This window comes from Streptomyces sindenensis (assembly GCF_014649035.1).
GTDB classification, from domain to species: domain Bacteria; phylum Actinomycetota; class Actinomycetes; order Streptomycetales; family Streptomycetaceae; genus Streptomyces; species Streptomyces sindenensis.
The window spans coordinates 61,723-83,408 of sequence record NZ_BMSG01000003.1 but is presented as its reverse complement, the minus strand read 5'-3'; the positions used below and the strand labels follow the sequence as shown (position 1 = coordinate 83,408).

Genomic DNA, 21,686 nt, shown 5'->3' with positions numbered 1-21,686 from the left:
CCCGGGGGCTGGTGGGCGGCCCGAGGTCAGTTGGGGATGAGGCCGTCGTCGCTGAGCATGGAGCGCACGTCTTCGAGGGTGGCGTCGGGAGCCGGCAGGATCAGCTCGGACGGCTCCAGGGAGTCGTCCGGCAGCGGGGTGCCGAGCTCGCGCACCTTGTCCAGGAGTGCGTGGAGCGTCGTGCGAAAGCCGGGGCCGTCGCCGCTCTCCATCTCCTTGAGCAGGACGTCGTCGAGTTCGTTCAGCTCGACGATGTGGCTGTCGGCCAGCTTGACCTGGCCCTCCCCCATGATCCGTACGATCATGACGCTGCCCTCACTGCTTGTCGAACTTGTGCGGGGACGACTGCTGCGACTGCTGGGAGCCGCCCTGGGCGCCGCCCTCGATGGCCTGCTGCGAGGACGAGGAGCCGCCGGCCAGCTCGGCCTTCATGCGCTGGAGCTCCAGCTCCACGTCGCTGCCGCCGGAGAGCCGGTCCAGCTCGGCGGCGATGTCGTCCTTCGCCGTGCCGGTCGGGTCGTCCAGGGCGCCGGAGGCGAGCAGCTCGTCGATGGCGCCGGCCCGCGCCTGGAGCTGCTGCGTCTTGTCCTCGGCCCGCTGGATCGCGAGGCCGACGTCGCCCATCTCCTCGGAGATGCCGGAGAAGGCCTCGCCGATCCGGGTCTGGGCCTGGGCCGCCGTGTAGGTGGCCTTGATGGTCTCCTTCTTCGTGCGGAAGGCGTCGACCTTGGCCTGGAGGCGCTGCGCCGCGAGGGTGAGCTTCTCCTCCTCGCCCTGCAGCGTGGTGTGCTGCGTCTCCAGGTCGGTGACCTGCTGCTGAAGGGCGGCACGCCGTGAGAGCGCCTCGCGCGCCAGGTCCTCGCGGCCCAGCGCCAGCGCCTTGCGGCCCTGGTCCTCCAGCTTGGACGACTGGCCCTGCAGCTGGTTCAGCTGCAGCTCCAGGCGCTTGCGGGACGTCGCCACGTCGGCGACGCCGCGACGCACCTTCTGAAGCAGCTCCAGCTGCTTCTGGTACGAGTAGTCGAGGGTCTCGCGCGGATCCTCGGCCCGGTCAAGGGCCTTGTTTGCCTTCGCGCGGAAGATCATTCCCATACGCTTCATGACACCGCTCATGGGCTTCGCGCGCCCCCTTCTGACGGACTGAGCTCCAGCACTCCCGATAGAACCCACAGTACGGGCCCTGCCTCTATTACCGCACTGTTCGGGCACCGATGTGCTCCTCCCCAAGGACGAGTGCGTACGGCGAACGCTCCCGCCCAGGGTGTAGGTGAGGCCCCGGGGCCGTCCCGTGACGGACTTCCGAACGGTCGGTAAACGCCCGTATCGGCCGGTCGGGGCCCTTGTGGGCACCCGTCCGTTGCCGGATCGTGGCCGCCCGCGTCGCCGGGTCCGCACGCCGACCCCGTACCCTTGGGTTTTGTGTTCCGTAGCCGTGCCAAGACAGAGAAGGCCCCCACCGACAAGGTGACGGCGGACCTCTCCCAGCAGCCCCGCGACCCGCAGGCTCCCAAGGGTCGCCCCACCCCCAAGCGCAGCGAGGCCCAGACGCAGCGGCGTCGTGCCGCGTCCGCGGCGCCCGGCGACCGCAAGGCGGCCATGAAGCGCCAGCGCGAAGCGCGCCGCGCCGACCTGGCCCGGCAGCGCGAGGCGCTCGCGTCGGGCGACGAGCGGTATCTGCCGGTCCGCGACAAGGGCCCGGTCCGCCGTTTCGTCCGCGACTACGTGGACTCGCGCTTCTGCGTCGCCGAGTGGTTCCTGCCGCTCGCCGTGATCATCCTGATCCTCAGCGTGATCCAGGTGCAGAACATCCAGAGCATCTCGCTGCTGCTGTGGCTCGGTGTGATCATCCTGATCGTGATCGACTCGATCGGTCTGTCGATCCGCCTGAAGAAGCAGCTCCGCGAGCGCTTCCCGGACACGCCGAAGCGCGGAGCCGTGGCGTACGGCCTGATGCGCACGCTCCAGATGCGCCGGCTGCGGCTGCCGAAGCCGCAGGTCAAGCGCGGAGAGCGGCCCTGAGCACGGAGGCCTCCGGCTTCACCGGGGTCTCCTCGGCCTGGCTGGCGGGTCTCGACGGCGTACGCAACAAGGTCCGCCAGGAGCTGGTCGCCCGGCAGCTGGACGAGCAGATAGCCGGACGGTTCCCGGTGGGCCGGCGGCTGCGGGTCCTGGACGTCGGCATGGGCCAGGGCACCCAGGCGCTGCGCCTCGCGCGGGCCGGTCACTCGGTGACCGGTCTGGAGTCGGACGCGGAGATGCTGGCGTCGGCCCGGGCGTCCCTGGCGAGCGAGCCGGAGGGCATCCGGGAGCGGGTCAGGCTGATCGAGGGCGACGGCCGGGAGACCGGCGTGCACTTCCTGCCCGGCAGCTTCGACGTGGTGCTGTGCCACGGCGTCCTGATGTACGTCGAGGAGCCGGACCCGATGCTGGCCGGGCTCGCCCGGATGCTGGCGCCCGGCGGTCTGCTCTCCCTGCTCGTACGGAACGCGGACGCGCTCGCGATGCGCCCGGGGCTCGCCGGTGACTTCGGTGCGGCCCTGGCCGCCTTCGACACCCCCGCGTACACCAACCGCCTCGGCCTCACCGTGCGGGCGGACCGGCTCGACGCCCTGCGGGCCACGCTCGCCGGGATCGCCGCCCCGCTGCACGCCTGGTACGGGGTGCGGGTCTTCACGGACAACGTCGGCAACGACGTGGAGCTGCCGGCCGAGGAGCTGGAGCGGGTCCTGACCCTGGAGGACCGGGCCGGGCGGACCGACCCGTACCGGGGTGTGGCGGCCCTGCTGCATCTGTGCGGGGTACGCGGCTGACCGGAGGGCGGCCGGCCCGTTCGGCCCATCAGCACGGGCACCCGGACGGGCCGCGCACCAGACTCCGGATATGGACGCATCCCCCTCCCGCAGCCGGGCGCGCAGGCTGCTGTTTCCCCTGTCCGCGGCCGTCTGCGCCATCGCCCTGGCCGGCGGCTGCTCCGGTACGGGTCCGTCGGCCCCGGCCCCCGAGTCCAGTGCGTCGGGCACGGCACAGGGTGCGGTGAAGCGCGCCCCCGACGATCTGGAGAACGCCTACCAGGGCGTCATCAACGACGTCCTGCCGTCGGTGGTGCAGATCGACGCCTCGGAGGGGCTCGGCTCCGGGATCGTGTACGACGACAGGGGGCACATCGTCACCAATGCCCATGTGGTCGGTGACGAGAAGAAGTTCAAGGTCAGCGTCGCCACCGGGGAGGCGGTGCTGGGCGCGTCGCTGGTCTCCTCCTACCCGGAGCAGGACCTGGCCGTGATCAAGCTCGACGAGGTGCCGGACGGGCTGCGGGCCGCGAAGTTCGGCGACGCGGAGAAGGTCGAGGTCGGGCAGATCGTCCTGGCGATGGGCTCGCCCCTGGGCCTGTCCAGCAGCGTCACCCAGGGCATCGTCTCCGCGCTCGGCCGGACGGTGAGCGAGAGCCGGTCGGGCGGTGGCACGGGCGCGACGATCGCCAACATGGTGCAGACGTCCGCCGCGATCAACCCGGGCAACAGCGGCGGTGCGCTGGTGAACCTCGACAGTCAGGTGATCGGCATCCCGACCCTGGCCGCGACCGATCCGCAGATGGGCGACAGCGCGGCACCCGGCATCGGCTTCGCGATCCCCGTCTCGATGGTCCGGACGGTCGCCGACCAGATCATCAAGGACGGCAAGGTCACCGACTCGGGCCGGGCGGCGCTCAACATCACCGGCCGCACGGTCGTCGACGACAACTACCGCCCCGCCGGGGTGGCGCTGGTCAGTGTGGAGCGCGGCGGCGCGGCGGCCGACGCGGGGCTGCGGCCCGGGGACACCATCACGAAGCTCGGGGAGACCGAGGTCACCACGATCACCTCGCTCTCCGAGGCGCTGGCGGACGAGAAGCCGGGCGAGAAGGTGACCGTGACGTACACGCGGGACGAGGACAGCCGGACGGCGGAGGTCACGCTCGGGGAGATCTGAGCCCCCGGAGACCCGGAGACAGGGAGTGCGGTACGTGTCTCCCGCACCGCACTCCCTGTCGGCCGTGCGTCAGGCGCCGTCGGCCTGCAGGCTCATCGGGCCGTAGACCTTGGTCGTGTCCTCGAAGAGCGTCACCTGTGCGGCACCGCCCTCCAGCAGCTCTTTCCAGTACTCACCGATCCAGGACTCCGCGTCGCCCTGGGTGGTGAACTCCTCCGGCTGCAACGCCGGCTCCGTCTCCGTACCGTCGGACTTCTCGAACCGCCACGTCCACGCCATGTCCGCCTCCTGGGTCGCGTTGCTGCCCGAAGCCTAGCCGGGCGGGCGGCCGGAGCGGGGACACGGGAGGATCAAGGGGTGGAACTGACACTGCTCGGCACCGGAGCCCCCGACGGGCTGCCGCGTCCCTCCTGCCCCTGCGCGGTCTGCGCGTCGGCCCGCGGCCCGTGGGCGCGGGCCGCGACGGCGTTGCTGGTCGACGACGCGCTGCTGCTGGACCTCACCCCCGGCGCGATGTTCGCGGCCGCCCGTGCGGGGCACTCGCTGGGCGCGGTCCGCCAGGTGCTGCTGACCCATCCGCACGACGGGCCCGCTGTCGAACTGCCCGCCCCGCTGCCGCCCGCCGCGCGGGTCCCGGACGGCCAGGTGCTGACGCTGATCAGCGGGCACCGGGTACGGGCGGTGGCGATGGACGCGCCGGGGACCGGGTACGAGGTGACCTCCCCGGAGGGCGAGCGGCTGCTGTACCTGCCGCCGGGCGCCGCCCCCGCCGGGCTGCCCGAGCGGATGGAGCGGCCGTACGAGATGGTCGTCCTCGATGTGATCGGACGCCCCGACGCGGTGGCGCGGCTGCGGGCGGCCGACGCGGTGGGCCCGACGACCGAGGTGATCGCGGTCCACCTGGACCACGACGCCCCGCCGGGCCCGGCGCTGGAGCGGCGGCTCGCGGCGGCCGGGGCGCGGGCGGTGCCGGACGGGACGACGCTGGTGGTGGGCGAGTACCACGCGGTGCCGGACGTGCCGCGCCGGGTGCTGGTGACGGGGGGCGCGCGGTCGGGGAAGTCGCTGGAGGCGGAGCGGCGCCTGGAGACGTTTCCGGAGGTGGTGTACGTGGCGACCGGCGGCCGCCGCGACGGGGACCCGGAGTGGGCGGCCCGGATCGGACTGCACCGGGAGCGCCGGCCGGGCGCCTGGCGGACCGAGGAGACCTGTGAGCTGACGGAGCTGCTGGGGGCGGACGGGCCGCCGCTGCTGATCGACTGCCTGTCGCTGTGGCTGACCGACGCGATGGACCGGGTGGGGGCCTGGGAGGACGAGCGGTGGCACGACGGCGGCGAGGCGGCGCTGCGGGAGCGGGTCGCGGAGCTGGTGGCCGCGGTGCGCGGGACCTGGCGGCAGGTGGTGCTGGTGACCAACGAGGTGGGGTCGGGGGTGGTCCCGGCGACGGCGGCGGGGCGGCGGTTCCGGGACGAGCTGGGGCGGCTGAACGCGGCGGTGGCGGCCGAGTGCGAGCAGGTGCTGCTGGTGGTGGCGGGGCAGGTGCTGGTGCTGCGGGGGTGAGGAGGCAGGTGCTGGTCCGCGGGGGTGAGGGGGGGCAGGGCCTGAGCCCGGCTCCCGTGGCCGCGGGCGTGGCCGGTTCCGCCGTTCGCGGCCCGTTCCTCCCCCGGGGCCGACCGGTACTGTTCCCGCTGGGGCCCGCCGCCGGGTTCCCTGACCCGGATTTGACCTGACGACCCGCGAGGCAGACCTCCGTGAACCTGGACGACTTCTCCGACCTGATCCAACGCCCCGACGGGGGTGTGCGGCGCGATGCCGAGGAGCGGCGCGAGCGGCTGGCCGTCCCGCCGGGAGCGCTCGGGCGCCTGGACGAGCTGGGCGAGTGGCTCAGCGCCGCGCAGCAGTCCGTGCCGGTCAAGGCCGTCGAGCAGCCGCGTCTGGTGCTCTTCGCCGGTGACCACGGGGTGGCGGAGCTGGGCGTCTCGGGCCGGCCTGCGGGCGGCGCGTACGAGCTGGTGCGGAGCGTCCTGGACGGGGCGAGCCCGGTCGCGGTGCTGGCCCGGCGGTTCTCGGTGCCGACGCGGATCGTGGACGTCTCCCTGGACTGCGATCCGGAGCTGCTGCCCGAGTCCGTGGCGCGGCACCGGGTGCGGCGGGGTTCGGGGCGGATCGACGTCGAGGACGCGATGACCGCGGAGGAGGCCGAGCGGGCCATCCGCCTCGGTATGGCGATCGCGGACGAGGAGGCGGACTCCGGCACCGATCTGGTGGTGCTCGGCGACCTCAGCGTGGGCGGTACGACGGCCGCGGCCACCCTGGTTGCCGCCCTCTGCGGAACGGACGCCTCCGTGGTGACCGGGCGCGGCGGTGCGGGCATCGACGACCTGGCGTGGATGCGCAAGTGCGCGGCGATCAGGGACGCGTTGCGCCGGGCCCGGCCGGTGCTGGGCGACCAGGTGGAGCTGCTGGCCACGTCGGGCGGGGCGGATCTGGCGGCGATGACGGGATTCCTGCTGCAGAGCGCGGTGCGCCGGATGCCGGTGATCCTGGACGGGGTCGTCTCGGCGGCCTGCGCGCTGGTGGCGCAGCGCGCGGCGTTCCGGGCGCCGGACTGGTGGCTGGCCGGTCAGGTCAGCGGGGAGCCCGCGCAGTCGAAGGCGCTGGACCGGATGGCGCTGACCCCGCTGCTGGACCACGGGGTGACGGTGGGCGAGGGCAGCGGCGCGCTGCTGGCCCTGCCGCTGGTGCAGGCCGCGGCGGCGCTGGCCGCCGAACTCCCGGAGCACGAGCCGGAGGAGGCCGAGAACGAGGAGGCGGCGGAGGCGGCGGAGGCCGAGGACGCGGCGGCCGTCGACCGGGCCTGAGGGCCACTCCCCCACGCGCGGACGAGATCGGCGTCACCCCGACGCCGCTGAACTCCACGCCGCCCCGGTCCGTCTTCGGAAGGGATCCGACCGACGAACCGACCGAACGACCGACCGGGGGCCCTGTCCATGCTGTTCCGGAAGAGCGGATGAACCCTCTCTCCGCGCTGCGCCGGGCGGCCGTACGGGAGTGGGGCCCGCTGTTCACCGCCGTACGGCAGCGGCTCGCCGCGCGCGGGGTGCGGGCGCTCGCGCTGACGTTGACGGCGGTGGCGCTGACGGCCGTCGTCCAGGTGACGCAGAACCAGGCGTGGGGCCACGAGCCGGTGCGGAACCTCGGAGCCGTACGCGCCGAGGACCCGCTTCCGCTCGCCCTCCTGCGGACTCCGCTGTCCCTGTTCGTGCCCGCGCTCCATCTGCCGGTGTGGGGCGCCCTGGCCCAGATCCTGCTGGTGTTCGGGGTGGCGGAGGTGTGCCTGGGGCGGTGGCGCACGCTCGCGGTGGCGTACGGGGCGACGCTGGCCGGGACGCTGTACGCCCGCGTCGGCGTGGCCCTCGGGCCGGGGTCGTTCCTGGGGCTGCCCTCATCCGACGCCCAGGTGGTGGACACCGGGCCCTCGGCGGCGGTCGTCGGGCTCGCGGTGTACGTCTGCCACCAGCGGCGCGCCTGGTTCACCGGGGCGCTGGTGGTCCTCGCGATGGTGGTGGAGGTCCTGGTGAAGGACAACCTGGCGGGCCGCGAGCACTTGGCCGCCATCGCCGCCGTCCTGGTGGTGTGCGGCGTACGGGAGTGGCGCGGGCGCCGGCGCGGCTCCCGGGACCCCGAAGCGGGCGGCGGCGCGGTGGTCAGGACCGCGACGGTCAGGGCTCGCGGGCCGGCGGCAGCGGAACCCGGTCCGGGGCGCCGCCGATGAGGTCCTGGAACTTCCGGCGCGGCCCCGCCCAGCGCACGTCGTGGTGGTAGGCCCGCAGCATCGCCCGGGAGCGGGCCCGGTGGCGGTGGCGGTAGAAGCGCCGGGCCCAGAGCGAGGCGGGGCGGGCCAGCCGGATCGCGCCGACCAGCGCGACGAACGGGACGAGGGTGCCGAGCACCGCCATCCGCAGCTTGCCCTTGAACAGGCAGATCAGGACGAAGCAGAAGTTCACCACGTACGTCGTGATCAGACCGAGCCTGCCCTGCTGCTCCTCGTCGGTGACGTCGTCGACGCCGAGCGGGGAGAAGCCCGCCAGGACCAGCAGCACCAGCGAGGCGGTCAGCACCACCACCTCGACGCTCTGGCGGCCCTCCTCCGTCCAGTACACGTCGTCGAGATGCAGGATCAGGGCGAACTCGTCGAGCACCAGACCGGCCCCCACCCCGAAGATCACCGCGAACACCCCGGCGGCCACCCCGTGTCGCCCGCTGGCCACCGCGCCGAACCCGCCGACGACGGAGAGGACGACCCCGGGCACCACATGGTGGATGTGCACCCCGCCGGGGGTGATGTTGCGGAACGGCCCCTTCCCGGCCCGGATCATGCGCGTGATGGTGCGGGTGACCGCGAAGGTCAGGACGAAGGCGGCCAGCGCGAGGAGCAGCGGCAGCTTGCCCGGCTCCGCGATGTTCTCGTGCCACCAGTGACCCATGCCACCCACTCCCGATACGTCAGGTTTCGCGGTGTTCGGTGCGTTTCGCCCAATCTATCGGTGCGGCCCAGCGGCTAGCCTGCGCGCGGTGACCTCTCTGAACAGCCACGGCATACGTTTCGCCTTCGGCACCCTGACCGTGCTGCCGGTCCGGGTGACCCGCTGGGACCGCGCGACCGCCCGCTCCGGCATGCTCCGCGCCCCGCTCGCCGGGCTGGTCGTGGGAGTGCTCGCCGCCGCCTTCGGCTCGCTGGCGCTGCTGGCCGGGTCGGGGCCGCTGCTCGCGGCGGTGGCCTCCGTCGCCGTGCCGGCCGTCCTCACCCGGGGGCTGCACCTGGACGGTCTGGCGGACACGGCGGACGGGCTGGGCAGCGGGAAGCCCGCCGAGGACGCGCTGCGGATCATGAAGCAGTCGGACATTGGGCCGTTCGGTGTCATCACGCTGCTCCTGGTGCTGCTGGCGCAGGTCGCGGTCCTCTTCGAGCTGTACGGGCGGGGCTGGGCGCACGGGGCCCTCGGGACCGTCGTCGCGGCCGTCGCCGCCCGCCTGGCGCTGACCCTGGCGTCCCGTCAGGGCGTCCCGGCGGCCCGGCCCGAGGGGCTCGGGGCGACGGTGGCGGGCACGGTTCCGGCCGGACGGGCGCTGCTCGCGGCCGTGGTGACGGTGGCCCTGTGCGCGGCGGCGGGCGCCGCGTCCGGGCCGTACGGGGCACTGCGCCACGGGCTCGCGGTGCTCGGCGCGCTCGCCGCCGCCGAGCTGCTGCTGCGGCACTGCGTGCGGCGGTTCGGCGGGGTCACCGGGGACGTCTTCGGCGGCGTGGAGGAGGCCGCGGCGACGGCGGCCCTGGTGATGCTGACGTTCGGGGCCTGACGGCACACCAGGCTCTGCGGGACCGGTTCCCGACCGCCTTACCGGTCGGAAGGGCGGCCGGGAAGGCCCGCCGCCGTCATGGAGCAGGAACTGCGCGCGTAGGCTCATTCCCGGCACATCGTCGGGGCGTCTACGATGCGCCGGGCACGACCGGCCCACCCCTCGGTCGACATCGAACTCAACGGAAGCGAGATTTCACCACCGTGACTGCTCTCACTCTCAGCACTGCCGGTGCGGCGACGCTGCGCGCCGACGCACTCGTCGTCGGCGTCGCCAAGGGCGTCAAGGGACCGGTCCTGGCACCCGGCTCCGAGGCCGTGGACAAGGCGTTCGACGGCAAGCTCGCCGCCGTCCTCGCAACCCTGGGTGCCACCGGTGCCGAGGGCGAACTGACCAAGCTGCCCGCCGCGTCCGGCCTCAAGGCCCCGGTCGTCGTCGCGGTCGGCCTCGGTCCGGTCCCGGACAAGGAGGACGCCTACGACGCCGAGGCGCTGCGCCGCGCGGCGGGCACCGCGGCCCGTGCGCTGTCCGGCTCGAAGAAGGCGGGCTTCGCGCTTCCCGCGGGTTCCGTCGAGGACGCCGCCGCCGTCGCCGAGGGCGCGCTCCTCGGCTCGTACGCCTTCACCGCCTACCAGGGCGGCGAGAACAAGCTGGCCCCCAAGGACGCCAAGTCCAAGGACAGCGGCCCGAAGCAGCCGCTCGCCGAGGTGGCCCTGCTCGGCGGCAAGCCGCGCGACAAGGCCTACAAGGCCGCCGTCGAGCGCGCCCTGGCCCTGGTCGAGGAGATCAACCGGGCCCGCGACCTCATCAACACCCCGCCGAACGACCTGTACCCCGAGTCCTTCGCCGCCGTGGCCACCGCCGCGGGCAAGGAGCACGGCATCAAGGTCCAGGTCCTCGACGAGAAGGCCCTCGTCAAGGGCGGCTTCGGCGGCATCCTCGGCGTCGGCCAGGGCGCCGAGCGCGGCCCGCGCCTGGTGAAGCTCGCCTACACGCACCCGAAGGCGGAGAAGACCCTGGCCCTGGTCGGCAAGGGCATCACCTACGACTCGGGCGGCATCTCGCTCAAGCCGGCCGGCCACAACGAGACGATGAAGTGCGACATGGCCGGCGCCGCCGCCGTGTTCGCCGCCGTCGTCTCGGCCGCCCGCCTGGGCCTGAAGGTCAACGTCACCGGCTGGCTGGCGCTGGCCGAGAACATGCCCTCCGGCAATGCCACCCGCCCCGGTGACGTGCTGCGCATGTACAGCGGCAAGACCGTCGAGGTGCTCAACACCGACGCCGAGGGCCGGCTCGTCCTGGCCGACGCGCTGACCCGCGCCTCGGAGGAGAAGCCGGACGCGATCGTCGACGTGGCGACCCTGACCGGTGCGATGGTGCTGGCGCTCGGCAACCGCACCTTCGGTGTGATGGCCAACGACGACGCCTTCCGTACGTCGATCCACGAGATCGCCGAGGAGGTCGGCGAGGCTTCCTGGCCGATGCCGCTCCCGGCCGACCTCCGCAAGGGCATGGACTCCCCCACCGCCGACATGGCCAACATGGGCGAGCGGATGGGCGGCGGCCTGGTGGCCGGCCTGTTCCTGAAGGAGTTCGTGGGCGAGGGCATCGCCTGGGCGCACCTGGACATCGCCGGCCCGGCCTTCCACGAAGGCGCGCCGTACGGCTACACGCCGAAGGGCGGCACCGGCTCCGCGGTCCGCACCCTGGTGCGGCTCGCCGAGCGCACCGCCGACGGCGACCTCGGCTGAGCCGGAATCCGCCGATGACACGTACGGCCCCGGGCATAAGGTCCGGGGCCGTACGTGTTGTCCGGGCGGTACCGGTCATCGTCCGGGCGGTACCGGCAAGGAGAGGGCGGGGTTTCGCTCTCGACGAACACCGACCGAATCCGTAGGTATCTACGCAGCAGTAACCCTCCGGAACGGATGATCATCCGTCCCGGACCCGGGCCCCGCGTCCCGCCCACCGTCGACAAGTGCGAAGATGGGTTCTCGGCAGGACAGGGCCCCCACCACAGGGCCGAAGACAAAAGCGGCCGCACACCAGCCGACCGGCCGGTCACACCCCAGCGACGGGGCCCGGCGTACGGCGCACATGCATGGAGGACGTGACGTGGCGAACGACGCCAGCACCGTTTTCGACCTAGTGATCCTCGGCGGTGGCAGTGGCGGTTACGCCGCGGCCCTGCGCGGAGCGCAGCTGGGCCTGGACGTCGCCCTGATCGAGAAGGGCAAGGTCGGCGGTACCTGCCTGCACAACGGCTGTATCCCCACGAAGGCCCTGCTGCACGCGGGCGAGATCGCGGACCAGGCCCGCGAGTCGGCCCAGTTCGGCGTGAAGGCCACCTTCGAGGGCATCGACATGGAGGCCGTCAACAAGTACAAGGACGATGTGATCTCGGGCCTGTACAAGGGTCTGCAGGGTCTCATCGCCTCGCGCAAGGTCCACTACATCGAGGGTGAGGGCAAGCTCTCCTCGCCGACCTCGGTGGACGTGAACGGCCAGCGCGTCCAGGGCCGCCACGTGCTGCTGGCGACCGGCTCCGTGCCGAAGTCGCTGCCCGGCCTGGAGATCGACGGCAACCGGATCATCTCCTCGGACCACGCGCTGAAGATGGACCGCGTCCCGAAGTCGGCGATCGTGCTGGGCGGCGGCGTCATCGGCGTCGAGTTCGCCTCGGCGTGGAAGTCCTTCGGCACCGAGGTCACGATCGTCGAGGGCCTCAAGCACCTCGTCCCGGTCGAGGACGAGAACAGCTCCAAGCTTCTTGAGCGCGCGTTCCGCAAGCGCGGCATCAAGTTCAACCTCGGCACCTTCTTCGACAAGGCCGAGTACACGCAGGACGGCGTCCGTGTGACGCTGGCCGACGGCAAGACCTTCGAGGCGGAGATCCTCCTCGTCGCGATCGGCCGCGGCCCGGTCTCCCAGGGCCTCGGTTACGAGGAGCAGGGCGTCGCGATGGACCGCGGCTATGTCCTGGTCGACGAGTACATGCAGACCAACGTCCCGACGATCTCGGCGGTGGGCGACCTCGTCCCCACCCTCCAGCTCGCCCACGTCGGCTTCGCCGAGGGCATCCTGGTGGCGGAGCGTCTGGCCGGTCTGAAGACCGTCCCGGTCGACTACGACGGCGTGCCCAAGGTGACGTACTGCCACCCCGAGGTCGCCTCCGTCGGCATCACCGAGGCGAAGGCCAAGGAGATCTACGGCGCGGACAAGGTCGTCGCCCTCAAGTACAACCTCGCGGGCAACGGCAAGAGCAAGATCCTGAAGACCGCGGGCGAGATCAAGCTCGTCCAGGTCAAGGACGGTGCCGTGGTCGGCGTCCACATGGTGGGCGACCGCATGGGCGAGCAGGTCGGCGAAGCCCAGCTGATCTACAACTGGGAGGCGCTGCCCGCCGAGGTCGCCCAGCTCATCCACGCACACCCGACGCAGAACGAGGCGATGGGCGAGGCTCACCTGGCGCTGGCCGGCAAGCCCCTCCACGCCCACGACTGATCCCCCGGTCCCGGGCGCGACGACCGACCACTTCCGCATTTTCGTAAGGAGCAACTGAAACCATGTCGGTTTCCGTAACCCTTCCGGCGCTCGGCGAGAGCGTCACCGAGGGCACTGTCACCCGTTGGCTGAAGGCCGAGGGCGAGCGCGTCGAGGCCGACGAGCCGTTGCTCGAGGTCTCGACCGACAAGGTCGACACCGAGATCCCGGCCCCCGCTTCCGGCGTTCTGTCATCCATCAAGGTCGCCGAGGACGAGACCGTCGAGGTCGGCGCCGAGCTGGCCGTCATCGACGACGGCTCCGGCGCTCCGGCCGAGGCCGCGGCTCCGGCCGCCGAGGCGCCCGCCGCACCCGCCGAGGCCCCGGCCCCCGCCGCCGAGCAGCCCGCCGCCGAGGCCCAGGAGGCCCCGAAGGCCGAGGCCCCGGCCGCCTCCGGCGGTTCCGCCGAGGGCACCGACGTCACCCTCCCCGCGCTCGGCGAGAGCGTCACCGAGGGCACCGTCACCCGCTGGCTCAAGGAGGTCGGCGAGGAGGTGGCCGAGGACGAGCCGCTGCTGGAGGTCTCCACCGACAAGGTCGACACCGAGATCCCCGCCCCGGTCGCCGGTGTGCTGCTGGAGATCGTGGTCGGCGAGGACGAGACCGCCGAGGTCGGCGCCAAGCTCGCCGTCATCGGTGCCCCGGGCGCGGCTCCGGCCGCCGCTCCGGCGCAGCCCGCCGCCCCGGCCCAGGAGGCCCCGAAGGCCGAGGCCCCGAAGCAGGAGGCCCCGAAGCAGGAGGCTCCGAAGCAGGAGGCCCCGAAGGCCGAGGCTCCCAAGCAGGAGGCTCCGGCTCCGGTCCAGGCCCCGTCGGCTCCGGCCGCCCCGGCTCCGGCTCCGGCACAGCCCGCCCCCGCCGCCCCGGCCCCGGCCGCCCAGGCCGCGCCCACCGGTGACGACGGCGCGTACGTCACGCCGCTGGTCCGCAAGCTCGCGTCCGAGAACAACGTGGACCTGAGCTCGGTCAAGGGCACCGGCGTCGGTGGCCGTATCCGCAAGCAGGACGTCGTCGCCGCCGCGGAGGCCGCCAAGGCCGCCGCAGCCGCTCCGGCGCCCGCCGCTGCTCCGGCGGCCGCCAAGGCGCCGAAGCTGGAGGCCTCCCCGCTGCGCGGCCAGACGGTCAAGATGACCCGGATGCGCAAGGTCATCGGCGACAACATGATGAAGGCCCTGCACTCGCAGGCCCAGCTGACCTCGGTCCTCGAGGTCGACATCACCAAGCTGATGAAGCTGCGCAACCAGGCGAAGGCCGCGTTCGCCGCCCGTGAGGGCGTCAAGCTGTCCCCGATGCCGTTCTTCGTGAAGGCGGCGGCCCAGGCGCTGAAGGCCCACCCGGTCATCAACGCCCGGATCAACGAGGACGAGGGCACCATCACGTACTTCGACTCGGAGAACATCGGCATCGCCGTGGACGCCGAGAAGGGTCTGATGACCCCGGTCATCAAGGGTGCGGGCGACCTGAACATCGCCGGCATCTCCAAGAAGACCGCGGAGCTCGCGGGCAAGGCGCGCGGTGGCGGCCTGACGCCGGACGACATGTCCGGCGCCACCTTCACCATCAGCAACACCGGTTCGCGCGGCGCCCTGTTCGACACCGTCATCGTCCCGCCGAACCAGGCCGCCATCCTGGGCATCGGCGCGACGGTCCGCCGCCCGGTGGTCATCGACCACCCGGACCTCGGCGAGACCATCGCGGTGCGCGACATGACGTACCTCTCGCTCTCCTACGACCACCGTCTGGTGGACGGCGCGGACGCCGCCCGCTACCTGACCTCGGTCAAGGCGATCCTGGAGGCGGGTGAGTTCGAGGTCGAGCTCGGCCTCTGAACGCCCCGGCTGTAACCAGGCTCACCAGCGGCGCCCCCGCCCGGAACTCTTCCGGGCGGGGGCGCCGCCGTATTGTCTAAGCACCACGGAAGGCCTACCGCGCCCGTGATGATGTAGGCAGCACCGGTCTGCCCTGAAGGAGCCCTCCATGACCCCGCCCGTCGTCCACTCGCTGCGCGAACAGATCCGCGAGCACATCGTGGAGGGGATCGTCAGCGGGCGCTGGAAGCCGGGCGAGCGGATCGTGGAGCGCCGCATCGCCACCGAGCTGGAGGTCAGCCAGACGCCGGTGCGCGAGGCGCTGCGGGAGCTGGAGACGCTCCGGCTGATCGAGTCGGCGCCCAACAAGGGCGTGCGGGTCCGCAATCTGACCGCCGCCGACCTGGAGGAGAGCTATCCGGTGCGGGCCGGCCTGGAGCAGATCGCGGCCGAGCTGGCGGCCCCCCGGCTCGGCCAGGACTGCTCGGCGCTGGAGCCGCACGTGGCCGCGCTGTACGAGGCGGACCGGCTGGCCGACGGCGAGGCCCAGGTGCGGCACACGGTGGGCTTCCACCGGGAGATGGTGCGGGCCGCCGGGAACGCGGTGCTGCTGCACACCTGGGAGGGTCTTGGCATCGAGGTGTTCACGGCCCTGTCGATCCGCTGGCTGGGCACGGTGCAGAAGTCGTACGCGGAGGAGCACCAGGCGCTCATCGACGCGTTCCTCGCCGAGGACCCGCAGATCGGGGCCCTGGTGAAGGCGCATGTGCTGGGCTGCGCGCCCCGCGCCTGACCCCTTCCGCGCGGCTCCGATCATCTGGCGCGTGACCTGCTCTTCCGTGCAGGCCAGCGCCCTTTTTGCGCGCTATTTCGCGTCACTCCGTGCCCTGTTTCGAGGCACCCCATGCCACTTTTCTTCGTATCGAGAAGTTTTGCCTTCAATCCTTTGATCGATCATCGATCAGCGCCTTACAGTTCACTCGCGGGCCCACCGGCCCCATCGCTCTGTCCTGCCAGATAGAGCCTTCTCCACCCCCCTCCTCTCCGGAAGGCGGCGATCATGACCGACCCCGTAGGAAAGCTTCCGAGCGAGCTCGACCAGCTCCCGGACCGTGACCCCGAGGAGACCGCCGAATGGGCGGCCTCCCTGGACGCCGTCACCAAGGCTGCCGGCCCGCACCGCGCCGCGTACCTGATGCGCCGCTCGCTGCAGCACGCCGAGGGCGCCGGTCTCGCGCTGCCCAAGCTGCTGGAGACCGATTACGTCAACACCATCCCGACCGCCGCCGAGCCCGCGTTCGACGGCGACCTGGAGATGGAATCGCGGATCACCGCGTGGAACCGCTGGAACGCGGCCGCGATGGTGACCCGGGGCTCGCGGTTCGGGGTCGGCGGCCACATCGCCACCTTCGCCTCGGCGGCCTGGCTCTACGAGACCGGCTTCAACCACTTCTTCCGCGGCAAGGAGGGGGACGGCTCCGGCGACCAGCTCTACATCCAGGGCCACGCCTCCCCCGGCATCTACGCCCGCGCCTTCCTCGACGGGCGGCTCACCGAGCAGCACCTCGACAACTTCCGCCAGGAGTCCGGTGGCGAGGGCCTGCCCTCCTACCCGCACCCGCGGCGGCTGCCCTGGCTGTGGGAGTTCCCCACCGTGTCGATGGGCCTCGGCCCGCTCTCGGCCATCTACCAGGCGCGCTTCAACCGCTATCTGGCCAACCGCTCCATCAAGGACACGGCCAACTCGCACGTCTGGGCCTTCCTGGGCGACGGCGAGATGGACGAGCCCGAGTCGACCGCTGCCCTGGCCCTGGCGGCCCGTGAGCAGCTCGACAACCTGACCTTCGTCATCAACTGCAACCTGCAGCGCCTCGACGGCCCGGTCCGCGCCAACTTCCGCGTGGTCCAGGAGCTGGAGGCGCAGTTCCGCGGGGCCGGCTGGAACGTCGTCAAGACGCTCTGGGGCAACGCCTGGGACGAGCTGTTCCAGCTGGACACCCAGGGTGCGCTGCTGCGCCGCCTGCGCGAGGTCCCGGACGCGCAGTTCCAGACGTACGCCACCCGCGACGTCGCCTACATCCGCGAGCACTTCTTCGGCACCGAGCCCGCCCTCGTCGAGCTGGCGAAGCTGCTCACCGACGCGAAGATCGCCGAGTGCTTCTACACCTCGCGCGGCGGCCACGAGGCCCGCAAGGTCTACGCGGCGTACAAGGCGGCCATCGAGCACAAGGGCGCGCCGACCGTGATCCTGGCCCAGACGGTCAAGGGCTACACGCTCGGCAAGGGCTTCGAGTCCAAGAACGCCAACCACCAGATGAAGAAGCTGTCGATCGACGAGTTCAAGGGCATGCGCGAGCTGCTCGGCCTCCCGATCCCCGACAGCGCCTTCCAGGACGGCCTGGTCCCCTACGGCCACCCGGGCGTCGACTCCCCCGAGGTCCGCTACCTCCAGGAGCGCCGCGCCGCCCTCGGCGGCCCCGCCCCCGCTCGTCGGCTGCACGCCTCGGCGCCGCTGCCGCAGCCCGAGGAGCGCGCGTTCAAGGCCCTGTACAAGGGGTCCGGCAAGCAGGAGATGGCCACCACCATGGCGTTCGTCCGCCTGGTGAAGGACCTGATGCGGGACAAGGAGACCGGCAAGCGCTGGGTGCCGATCGTCCCGGACGAGGCCCGTACCTTCGGTATGGAGTCGCTGTTCCCGTCGGCCGGTATCTACTCGCCGCTGGGCCAGACGTACGACCCGGTCGACCGCGACCAGCTGATGTACTACAAGGAGGCCAAGGACGGCCAGATCCTCAACGAGGGGATCACCGAGGCCGGGGCCATGGCCGACTTCATCGCCGCCGCCACGTCGTACGCGACGCACGGCGAGACGATGATCCCGTTCTACATCTTCTACTCGATGTTCGGCTGGCAGCGGACCGGCGACCAGATGTGGCAGCTCGCCGACCAGCTCGGCAAGGGCTTCATCGTCGGCGCCACGGCGGGCCGGACGACCCTGACGGGTGAGGGCCTCCAGCACGCGGACGGCCACTCGCACCTGATCGCGGCCACCAACCCGGCCTCGCTCAACTACGACCCGGCGTTCGCGTACGAGGTGGCGGTGATCGTCAAGGACGGTCTGCGCCGGATGTACGGCCCCGACGCCGAGGACGTCTTCTACTACCTGACGGTCTACAACGAGCCGAAGCCCCAGCCCGCGATGCCCGAGGGCGTCGAGGAGGGCATCGTCAAGGGCCTGTACCGCTTCAAGGAGGGCACGCCCGCGACGGCGGACGCGCCGCGTCTCCAGCTGCTGGCCTCCGGTACGGCGATCCACTGGGCCCTGGAGGCCCAGGAGCTGCTGGCCGCCGACTGGGGTGTCACGGCCGACGTCTGGTCCGCCACCTCGTGGGGCGAGCTGCGCCGCGACGCGCTGGCGGCCGACGAGGCGCTGCTCCGCGGTGAGGTGCGGGTCCCGTACGTGACACAGGCGCTCTCCGGCGCCCCGGGCCCGGTGCTCGCGGTCAGCGACTGGATGCGCCAGGTCCCGGACCAGATCAGCCAGTGGGTGGAGCAGGACTGGTCCTCGCTCGGCACGGACGGCTTCGGCCTCTCCGACACCCGCGACGCGGCCCGCCGTCACTTCGGCGTCGACGCGCAGTCGATCGTGGTGGCCTCGCTGGCCCAGCTCGCCAAGCGCGGCGAGGTCCCGGCCTCGGCGGTCAAGGAGGCCCGGGAGCGGTACGGGATCTGATCCCCGCTCCCGTAGAACCCGGCCGAACAGCCCCCGGTCACCGGGCGGGCGCGCCCGACAGCGCGCCTGCCCGGCGGCCGGGGGTTTCGCTGTGGGACGGGTCCGCCCTGCCGCCACAATGGGCGCATGCGTGCTGCCCGGCTGATCAAGATGGTGCTGCTCCTGCAGGCCCGCCCCGCGATGACCGCCGCCGAGCTGGCGGCGGAGCTGGAGGTGTCGGAGCGTACGGTCACCCGGGACGCGCAGGCCCTGTCCGACGCGGGCGTCCCGGTGTACGCGGAGCGCGGCCGGGCCGGCGGCTACCGGCTCGTCGGCGGCTACCGCACCCGGCTGACCGGTCTCGCCCGGGACGAGGCGGAGGCGCTGTTCCTGTCCGGGCTGCCCGCCGCGCTGCGCGAGATGGGCCTGGAGGACGCGGCGTCGGCCGCCCGCCTGAAGGTGTCGGCGGCGCTCATGCCCTCCCTGCGCGACGCCTCGTCCTCCGCGGCCCGCCGCTTCCACCTGGACGCGCCCTCCTGGTACCACGAGCCGGAGACCCCCGAACTGCTGCCCCCGATCGCCGACGCGGTCTGGGACGACCGGCTGCTGCGGGTCCGCTACCGCCGGGGCGGGGGCCGCGACCACACGGGTACGGAGGTGGCGCGGGAGCTCGCTCCGTACGGCCTCGTCCTCAAGGCCGGTGTCTGGTACCTCTGCGCCCGGGCGGACGAGGACTTCCGGGTCTACCGGATCGACCGCTTCACCGCCGTGGAGGCGGCCGACGAGCGCTTCGAGCGGGACGAGGGCTTCGACCTGCCCGGGTTCTGGGCGGAGCGGGCCGCCGGGTTCGCCCGGTCCCTGCTGCGTACGGAAGTGACCGTACGGGTGTCCGAACGCGGCGGGCGGATGCTCGCGTACGCCGGTGACCGCGCGGCGGCCGCGTCGGCGCTCGCGGAGGCCTCGGAGCCGGGCCCGGACGGGTGGCGGACGGTCACCCTGCCGGTGGAATCGCTGGACGTGGCGTACGGCCAGCTGCTGGCGCTGGGACCCGAGTTGGAGGTGGTGGCGCCCGAGGAGCTGCGGGCGCGGTTCACCGAAGCGGCCGAACGCCTGCGCGAGCTGTATCGCTGAAAGGCTTCAATTCGGCGTCTGCGCGTGCGGGAGCCCCCGGCAGGCTGGATGCTGGACCCGTGATGGACGAAACGGAATTCTGGGAGATCATCGACAGCACCCGCGAGGCCGCCGAGGGCGACCCCGAGGACCATGCCGACCTGATGGTGGAACGGCTGACGCAGCTCGATCCCGATTCCGTGCTGGACTTCGCCCGGCACTTCGAGGCCCGCTACAACCGCGCCTACGCCTGGGATCTGTGGGGCGCCGCGGCCGTGCTGCTGGGCGGGGCGAGCGACGACGCGTTCGACTGGTTCCGCTGTTGGCTGATCGGCCAGGGCCGGGAGGTCTTCGAGGGGGCGCTGCACGACCCGGACGCCCTGGCGGAGCTGCTGGACGACTTCGACGAGGAGATCGACGGGGACGGCGAGGAGCTGGGCTACGCGGCCGACGAGGCGTACGAGCAGCTCACCGGGGTGGTCGCACCGGAACTGGGACTGCCGCCGCAGCCCGCCGAGCCCCTGGGCTCGCCGGTCGACTTCGAGGACGAGGAGGCGCTCGCCGCCCGCTTCCCCGAGCTGTGGGACCGCTTCGGGCCGCGGTGACGCCCGGTGCTCAGGCGGGGCCGTCGGGGCCGTCGGGGCCGTCGGGGCCGTCGGGGCCGAGCGAACGGCCCATGCAGACGTCGTCGACGTAACGCCCGTTCAGGAAGAACTCGCCGGGCAGCACCCCTTCGACGGCGAAGCCCTCGGAGGCGTAGAGGGCGCGGGCGGGGGTGTTGTGGCCGAGCACCCGCAGGGTGATCCGGTTGGCGCCCTGCCGGCGGGCCTCGGCGCACGCGGCCCGCACCAGGGTCCGCCCCGCCCCGGCCCCGCGCGCCCAGGTCGCCACGGCGAGCCCCCGTATCTGGCGGACGTGGGCGTTGGAGGCGAGGGGTGTGGGCGGGACGAGCCGGATGTACCCGGCGATACCCACCTGACCGTCCGCCTGCTCCGCCTCCACCACGAGGAAGTCCTCCGGCCCGTGCCCCGCGTCGAAGAAGGGCTCGTACGGAGGCGCCGGCCTCGGCAGGACCGCGTGCAGCGTCGACCAGGTGGACCGGTCGAGCTCGGCGAGTGCGTCGTCGTCGGCGAGTACGGCGGGGCGGACGGGGCGGAGTGCGGGGGCGACCATGGGGTCACTGTGTCACGGGGGGTTCCCCGTGTTCGAGGCGTTTGATGGGGCAGGATGGGCCCATGCCGAGCTCCCGTATCGCCGTCAGCGGATCGTCCGGACTCATCGGAGCGGCGCTGGTGCGCTCGCTGCGCGCCGACGGGCACGAGGTGGCCCGCCTGGTGCGCCGGCCCGCCAGAGCGGGCGACGAGGTCGAGTGGGACCCCCGGCGGGGCTACGTGGATGTGGCCGGCCTCGTCGGCTGCGACGCGATCGTGCACCTGGCCGGGGCCGGGGTGGGCGACCACCGCTGGACCGAGGCGTACAAGCGGGAGATCCGGGACAGCCGGGTCCTGGGGACCGCCGCCGTCTCCGAGGCGGTCGCCTCGCTCGACACCCCGCCCCGGGTCCTGCTCTCCGGGTCCGCCATCGGTTTCTACGGCGACACCGGGAGCTCCCCGGTGGACGAGAGCGCGCCGCCCGGGGAAGGGTTCCTGCCGTCGGTCTGCGAGGAGTGGGAGGCGGCCACCGCCGCCGCCGAGGAGGCGGGGGTGCGCACCGTGCACGCCCGGACCGGACTGGTCGTCGGGCGCGAGGGCGGCGCCTGGGGACGGCTCTTCCCGCTGTTCAGGGCGGGTCTCGGCGGGAAGCTGGGCAACGGCCGCCAGTACTGGAGCTTCATCGCCCTGCACGACCATGTCGCGGCGCTGCGCCACATCCTGGACACGGAGTCGCTGGCCGGGCCGGTGAACCTGACCGGGCCGAAGCCGGTCACCAACGCCGAGGTGACCGCCGCGATGGGCCGGGTGCTGCGCCGCCCGACGCTGTTCCCCGCGCCGGCGCCCGCCCTGAAGCTGGTGCTCGGGGAGTTCGCGGAGGACGTGCTGGGCAGTCAGCGGGTGATCCCTGCGAAACTGCTGGACTCCGGCTTCTCGTTCGCCTTCCCCGACATCGACGGGGCGATCCGCGCCGCACTGCGCTGAGCCGGGCGCGTAGCCGTCCGGGGGGTGGCGTTCCTTCCGGGCCGGGCGGGGCAG

General features: G+C 72.7%; 20 protein-coding genes. 15 read left to right on the top strand and 5 right to left on the bottom strand.

Features of this window, described 5'->3' with window-relative positions; all coding sequences use genetic code 11:
- Nucleotides 1-26: 26 nt before the first annotated feature.
- Both pspAA and IE145_RS05565 read right to left on the bottom strand, forming a co-directional pair.
- On the bottom strand, nucleotides 27-305 hold the full coding sequence (gene pspAA / locus IE145_RS05570; protein WP_189519408.1) for a PspA-associated protein PspAA: 279 nt from the start codon (nucleotides 303-305) through the stop codon (nucleotides 27-29).
- 10 nt (nucleotides 306-315) lie between these two features.
- Entirely contained in the window at nucleotides 316-1,101 is a 786-nt protein-coding gene (locus IE145_RS05565) for a PspA/IM30 family protein (protein ID WP_189519406.1), read from the bottom strand.
- Between the two features lie 318 nt (nucleotides 1,102-1,419).
- Here IE145_RS05565 and IE145_RS05560 point away from each other — a divergent pair, with 318 nt between their 5' ends.
- From IE145_RS05560 to IE145_RS05550, 3 genes are all read left to right on the top strand, one after another.
- Nucleotides 1,420-2,019, top strand: a complete 600-nt coding sequence (locus IE145_RS05560; protein WP_189519404.1) for a DUF3043 domain-containing protein — start codon at nucleotides 1,420-1,422, stop codon at nucleotides 2,017-2,019.
- A 128-nt stretch (nucleotides 2,020-2,147) separates the two neighbouring features.
- Nucleotides 2,148-2,810: a methyltransferase domain-containing protein gene (locus tag IE145_RS05555; protein ID WP_229825361.1), complete on the top strand. Its 663-nt coding sequence runs from the start codon at nucleotides 2,148-2,150 to the stop codon at nucleotides 2,808-2,810.
- A 70-nt stretch (nucleotides 2,811-2,880) separates the two neighbouring features.
- Nucleotides 2,881-3,969, top strand: coding sequence for a S1C family serine protease (locus tag IE145_RS05550; protein ID WP_189519402.1), 1,089 nt, complete (start codon nucleotides 2,881-2,883; stop codon nucleotides 3,967-3,969).
- Nucleotides 3,970-4,038: 69 nt separating this feature from the next.
- Here the strand turns inward: IE145_RS05550 and IE145_RS05545 are convergent, their stop codons facing one another.
- Nucleotides 4,039-4,248, bottom strand: coding sequence for a hypothetical protein (locus IE145_RS05545; protein WP_189519400.1), 210 nt, complete (start codon nucleotides 4,246-4,248; stop codon nucleotides 4,039-4,041).
- Between the two features lie 78 nt (nucleotides 4,249-4,326).
- On the opposite strand from IE145_RS05545, the gene IE145_RS05540 reads away from it, so the two are divergent.
- The 3 genes from IE145_RS05540 (at nucleotide 4,327) to IE145_RS05530 (ending at nucleotide 7,744) form a co-directional block, all read left to right on the top strand.
- Entirely contained in the window at nucleotides 4,327-5,529 is a 1,203-nt protein-coding gene (locus IE145_RS05540) for a bifunctional adenosylcobinamide kinase/adenosylcobinamide-phosphate guanylyltransferase (protein ID WP_189519398.1), read from the top strand.
- Nucleotides 5,530-5,720: 191 nt separating this feature from the next.
- Nucleotides 5,721-6,830, top strand: coding sequence for a nicotinate-nucleotide--dimethylbenzimidazole phosphoribosyltransferase (gene cobT / locus IE145_RS05535; protein WP_189519395.1), 1,110 nt, complete (start codon nucleotides 5,721-5,723; stop codon nucleotides 6,828-6,830).
- 149 nt (nucleotides 6,831-6,979) lie between these two features.
- The gene (locus IE145_RS05530) at nucleotides 6,980-7,744 is read left to right on the top strand and encodes a hypothetical protein (protein ID WP_189519393.1); all 765 of its coding nucleotides are present in this window, start codon (nucleotides 6,980-6,982) and stop codon (nucleotides 7,742-7,744) included.
- Here the strand turns inward: IE145_RS05530 and IE145_RS05525 are convergent.
- A complete protein-coding gene (locus IE145_RS05525; protein ID WP_189519391.1) occupies nucleotides 7,692-8,456 on the bottom strand; it encodes a hypothetical protein in 765 nt (254 codons plus the stop codon). The genes IE145_RS05530 and IE145_RS05525 overlap by 53 nt on opposite strands.
- 88 nt (nucleotides 8,457-8,544) lie before the next feature.
- On the opposite strand from IE145_RS05525, the gene IE145_RS05520 reads away from it, so the two are divergent.
- The 8 genes from IE145_RS05520 to IE145_RS05485 all read left to right on the top strand — a co-directional run bounded on the left by IE145_RS05520 (nucleotide 8,545) and on the right by IE145_RS05485 (nucleotide 20,102).
- Nucleotides 8,545-9,327: an adenosylcobinamide-GDP ribazoletransferase gene (locus IE145_RS05520; protein ID WP_189519389.1), complete on the top strand. Its 783-nt coding sequence runs from the start codon at nucleotides 8,545-8,547 to the stop codon at nucleotides 9,325-9,327.
- Between the two features lie 203 nt (nucleotides 9,328-9,530).
- Nucleotides 9,531-11,078, top strand: coding sequence for a leucyl aminopeptidase (locus tag IE145_RS05515; protein WP_189519387.1), 1,548 nt, complete (start codon nucleotides 9,531-9,533; stop codon nucleotides 11,076-11,078).
- A 364-nt stretch (nucleotides 11,079-11,442) separates the two neighbouring features.
- Nucleotides 11,443-12,831 (top strand): dihydrolipoyl dehydrogenase, encoded by a 1,389-nt coding sequence (gene lpdA / locus IE145_RS05510; protein WP_030806048.1) that lies wholly within the window; start codon nucleotides 11,443-11,445, stop codon nucleotides 12,829-12,831.
- A gap of 62 nt (nucleotides 12,832-12,893) precedes the next feature.
- Nucleotides 12,894-14,696, top strand: coding sequence for a 2-oxoglutarate dehydrogenase, E2 component, dihydrolipoamide succinyltransferase (sucB, locus tag IE145_RS05505; RefSeq protein ID WP_189519385.1), 1,803 nt, complete (start codon nucleotides 12,894-12,896; stop codon nucleotides 14,694-14,696).
- 148 nt (nucleotides 14,697-14,844) lie between these two features.
- On the top strand, nucleotides 14,845-15,468 hold the full coding sequence (locus IE145_RS05500) for a GntR family transcriptional regulator (protein ID WP_006123949.1): 624 nt from the start codon (nucleotides 14,845-14,847) through the stop codon (nucleotides 15,466-15,468).
- Nucleotides 15,469-15,735: 267 nt separating this feature from the next.
- Nucleotides 15,736-18,408, top strand: a complete 2,673-nt coding sequence (aceE, locus tag IE145_RS05495; protein WP_189519383.1) for a pyruvate dehydrogenase (acetyl-transferring), homodimeric type — start codon at nucleotides 15,736-15,738, stop codon at nucleotides 18,406-18,408.
- Between the two features lie 126 nt (nucleotides 18,409-18,534).
- Nucleotides 18,535-19,518: a helix-turn-helix transcriptional regulator gene (locus tag IE145_RS05490; protein ID WP_189519381.1), complete on the top strand. Its 984-nt coding sequence runs from the start codon at nucleotides 18,535-18,537 to the stop codon at nucleotides 19,516-19,518.
- A gap of 62 nt (nucleotides 19,519-19,580) precedes the next feature.
- Complete coding sequence (locus IE145_RS05485) at nucleotides 19,581-20,102, top strand: DUF4240 domain-containing protein (RefSeq protein WP_189519813.1); 522 nt, start codon at nucleotides 19,581-19,583, stop codon at nucleotides 20,100-20,102.
- Between the two features lie 10 nt (nucleotides 20,103-20,112).
- Here IE145_RS05485 and IE145_RS05480 read toward each other — a convergent pair whose 3' ends face one another.
- A complete protein-coding gene (locus IE145_RS05480) occupies nucleotides 20,113-20,670 on the bottom strand; it encodes a GNAT family N-acetyltransferase (protein WP_189519379.1) in 558 nt (185 codons plus the stop codon).
- A 62-nt stretch (nucleotides 20,671-20,732) separates the two neighbouring features.
- Here IE145_RS05480 and IE145_RS05475 point away from each other — a divergent pair, with 62 nt between their 5' ends.
- Nucleotides 20,733-21,632 (top strand): TIGR01777 family oxidoreductase, encoded by a 900-nt coding sequence (locus tag IE145_RS05475; RefSeq protein ID WP_189519377.1) that lies wholly within the window; start codon nucleotides 20,733-20,735, stop codon nucleotides 21,630-21,632.
- The last annotated feature ends 54 nt before the right edge of the window (nucleotides 21,633-21,686 follow it).

What these genes read in the sequence shown, in the direction of transcription:
- IE145_RS05525 (WP_189519391.1), bottom strand. Translation starts at nt 8,456, where the DNA reads ATGGGTCACTGGTGGCACGAGAACATCGCGGAGCCGGGCAAGCTGCCG.
- IE145_RS05530 (WP_189519393.1), top strand. Translation starts at nt 6,980, where the DNA reads ATGAACCCTCTCTCCGCGCTGCGCCGGGCGGCCGTACGGGAGTGGGGC.
- IE145_RS05475 (WP_189519377.1), top strand. Translation starts at nt 20,733, where the DNA reads ATGCCGAGCTCCCGTATCGCCGTCAGCGGATCGTCCGGACTCATCGGA.
- IE145_RS05545 (WP_189519400.1), bottom strand. Translation starts at nt 4,248, where the DNA reads ATGGCGTGGACGTGGCGGTTCGAGAAGTCCGACGGTACGGAGACGGAG.
- IE145_RS05480 (WP_189519379.1), bottom strand. Translation starts at nt 20,670, where the DNA reads ATGGTCGCCCCCGCACTCCGCCCCGTCCGCCCCGCCGTACTCGCCGAC.
- sucB (WP_189519385.1), top strand. Translation starts at nt 12,894, where the DNA reads ATGTCGGTTTCCGTAACCCTTCCGGCGCTCGGCGAGAGCGTCACCGAG.
- IE145_RS05565 (WP_189519406.1), bottom strand. Translation starts at nt 1,101, where the DNA reads ATGAAGCGTATGGGAATGATCTTCCGCGCGAAGGCAAACAAGGCCCTT.
- IE145_RS05485 (WP_189519813.1), top strand. Translation starts at nt 19,581, where the DNA reads ATGGACGAAACGGAATTCTGGGAGATCATCGACAGCACCCGCGAGGCC.
- aceE (WP_189519383.1), top strand. Translation starts at nt 15,736, where the DNA reads ATGACCGACCCCGTAGGAAAGCTTCCGAGCGAGCTCGACCAGCTCCCG.
- pspAA (WP_189519408.1), bottom strand. Translation starts at nt 305, where the DNA reads ATGATCGTACGGATCATGGGGGAGGGCCAGGTCAAGCTGGCCGACAGC.
- IE145_RS05550 (WP_189519402.1), top strand. Translation starts at nt 2,881, where the DNA reads ATGGACGCATCCCCCTCCCGCAGCCGGGCGCGCAGGCTGCTGTTTCCC.
- IE145_RS05500 (WP_006123949.1), top strand. Translation starts at nt 14,845, where the DNA reads ATGACCCCGCCCGTCGTCCACTCGCTGCGCGAACAGATCCGCGAGCAC.
- IE145_RS05490 (WP_189519381.1), top strand. Translation starts at nt 18,535, where the DNA reads ATGCGTGCTGCCCGGCTGATCAAGATGGTGCTGCTCCTGCAGGCCCGC.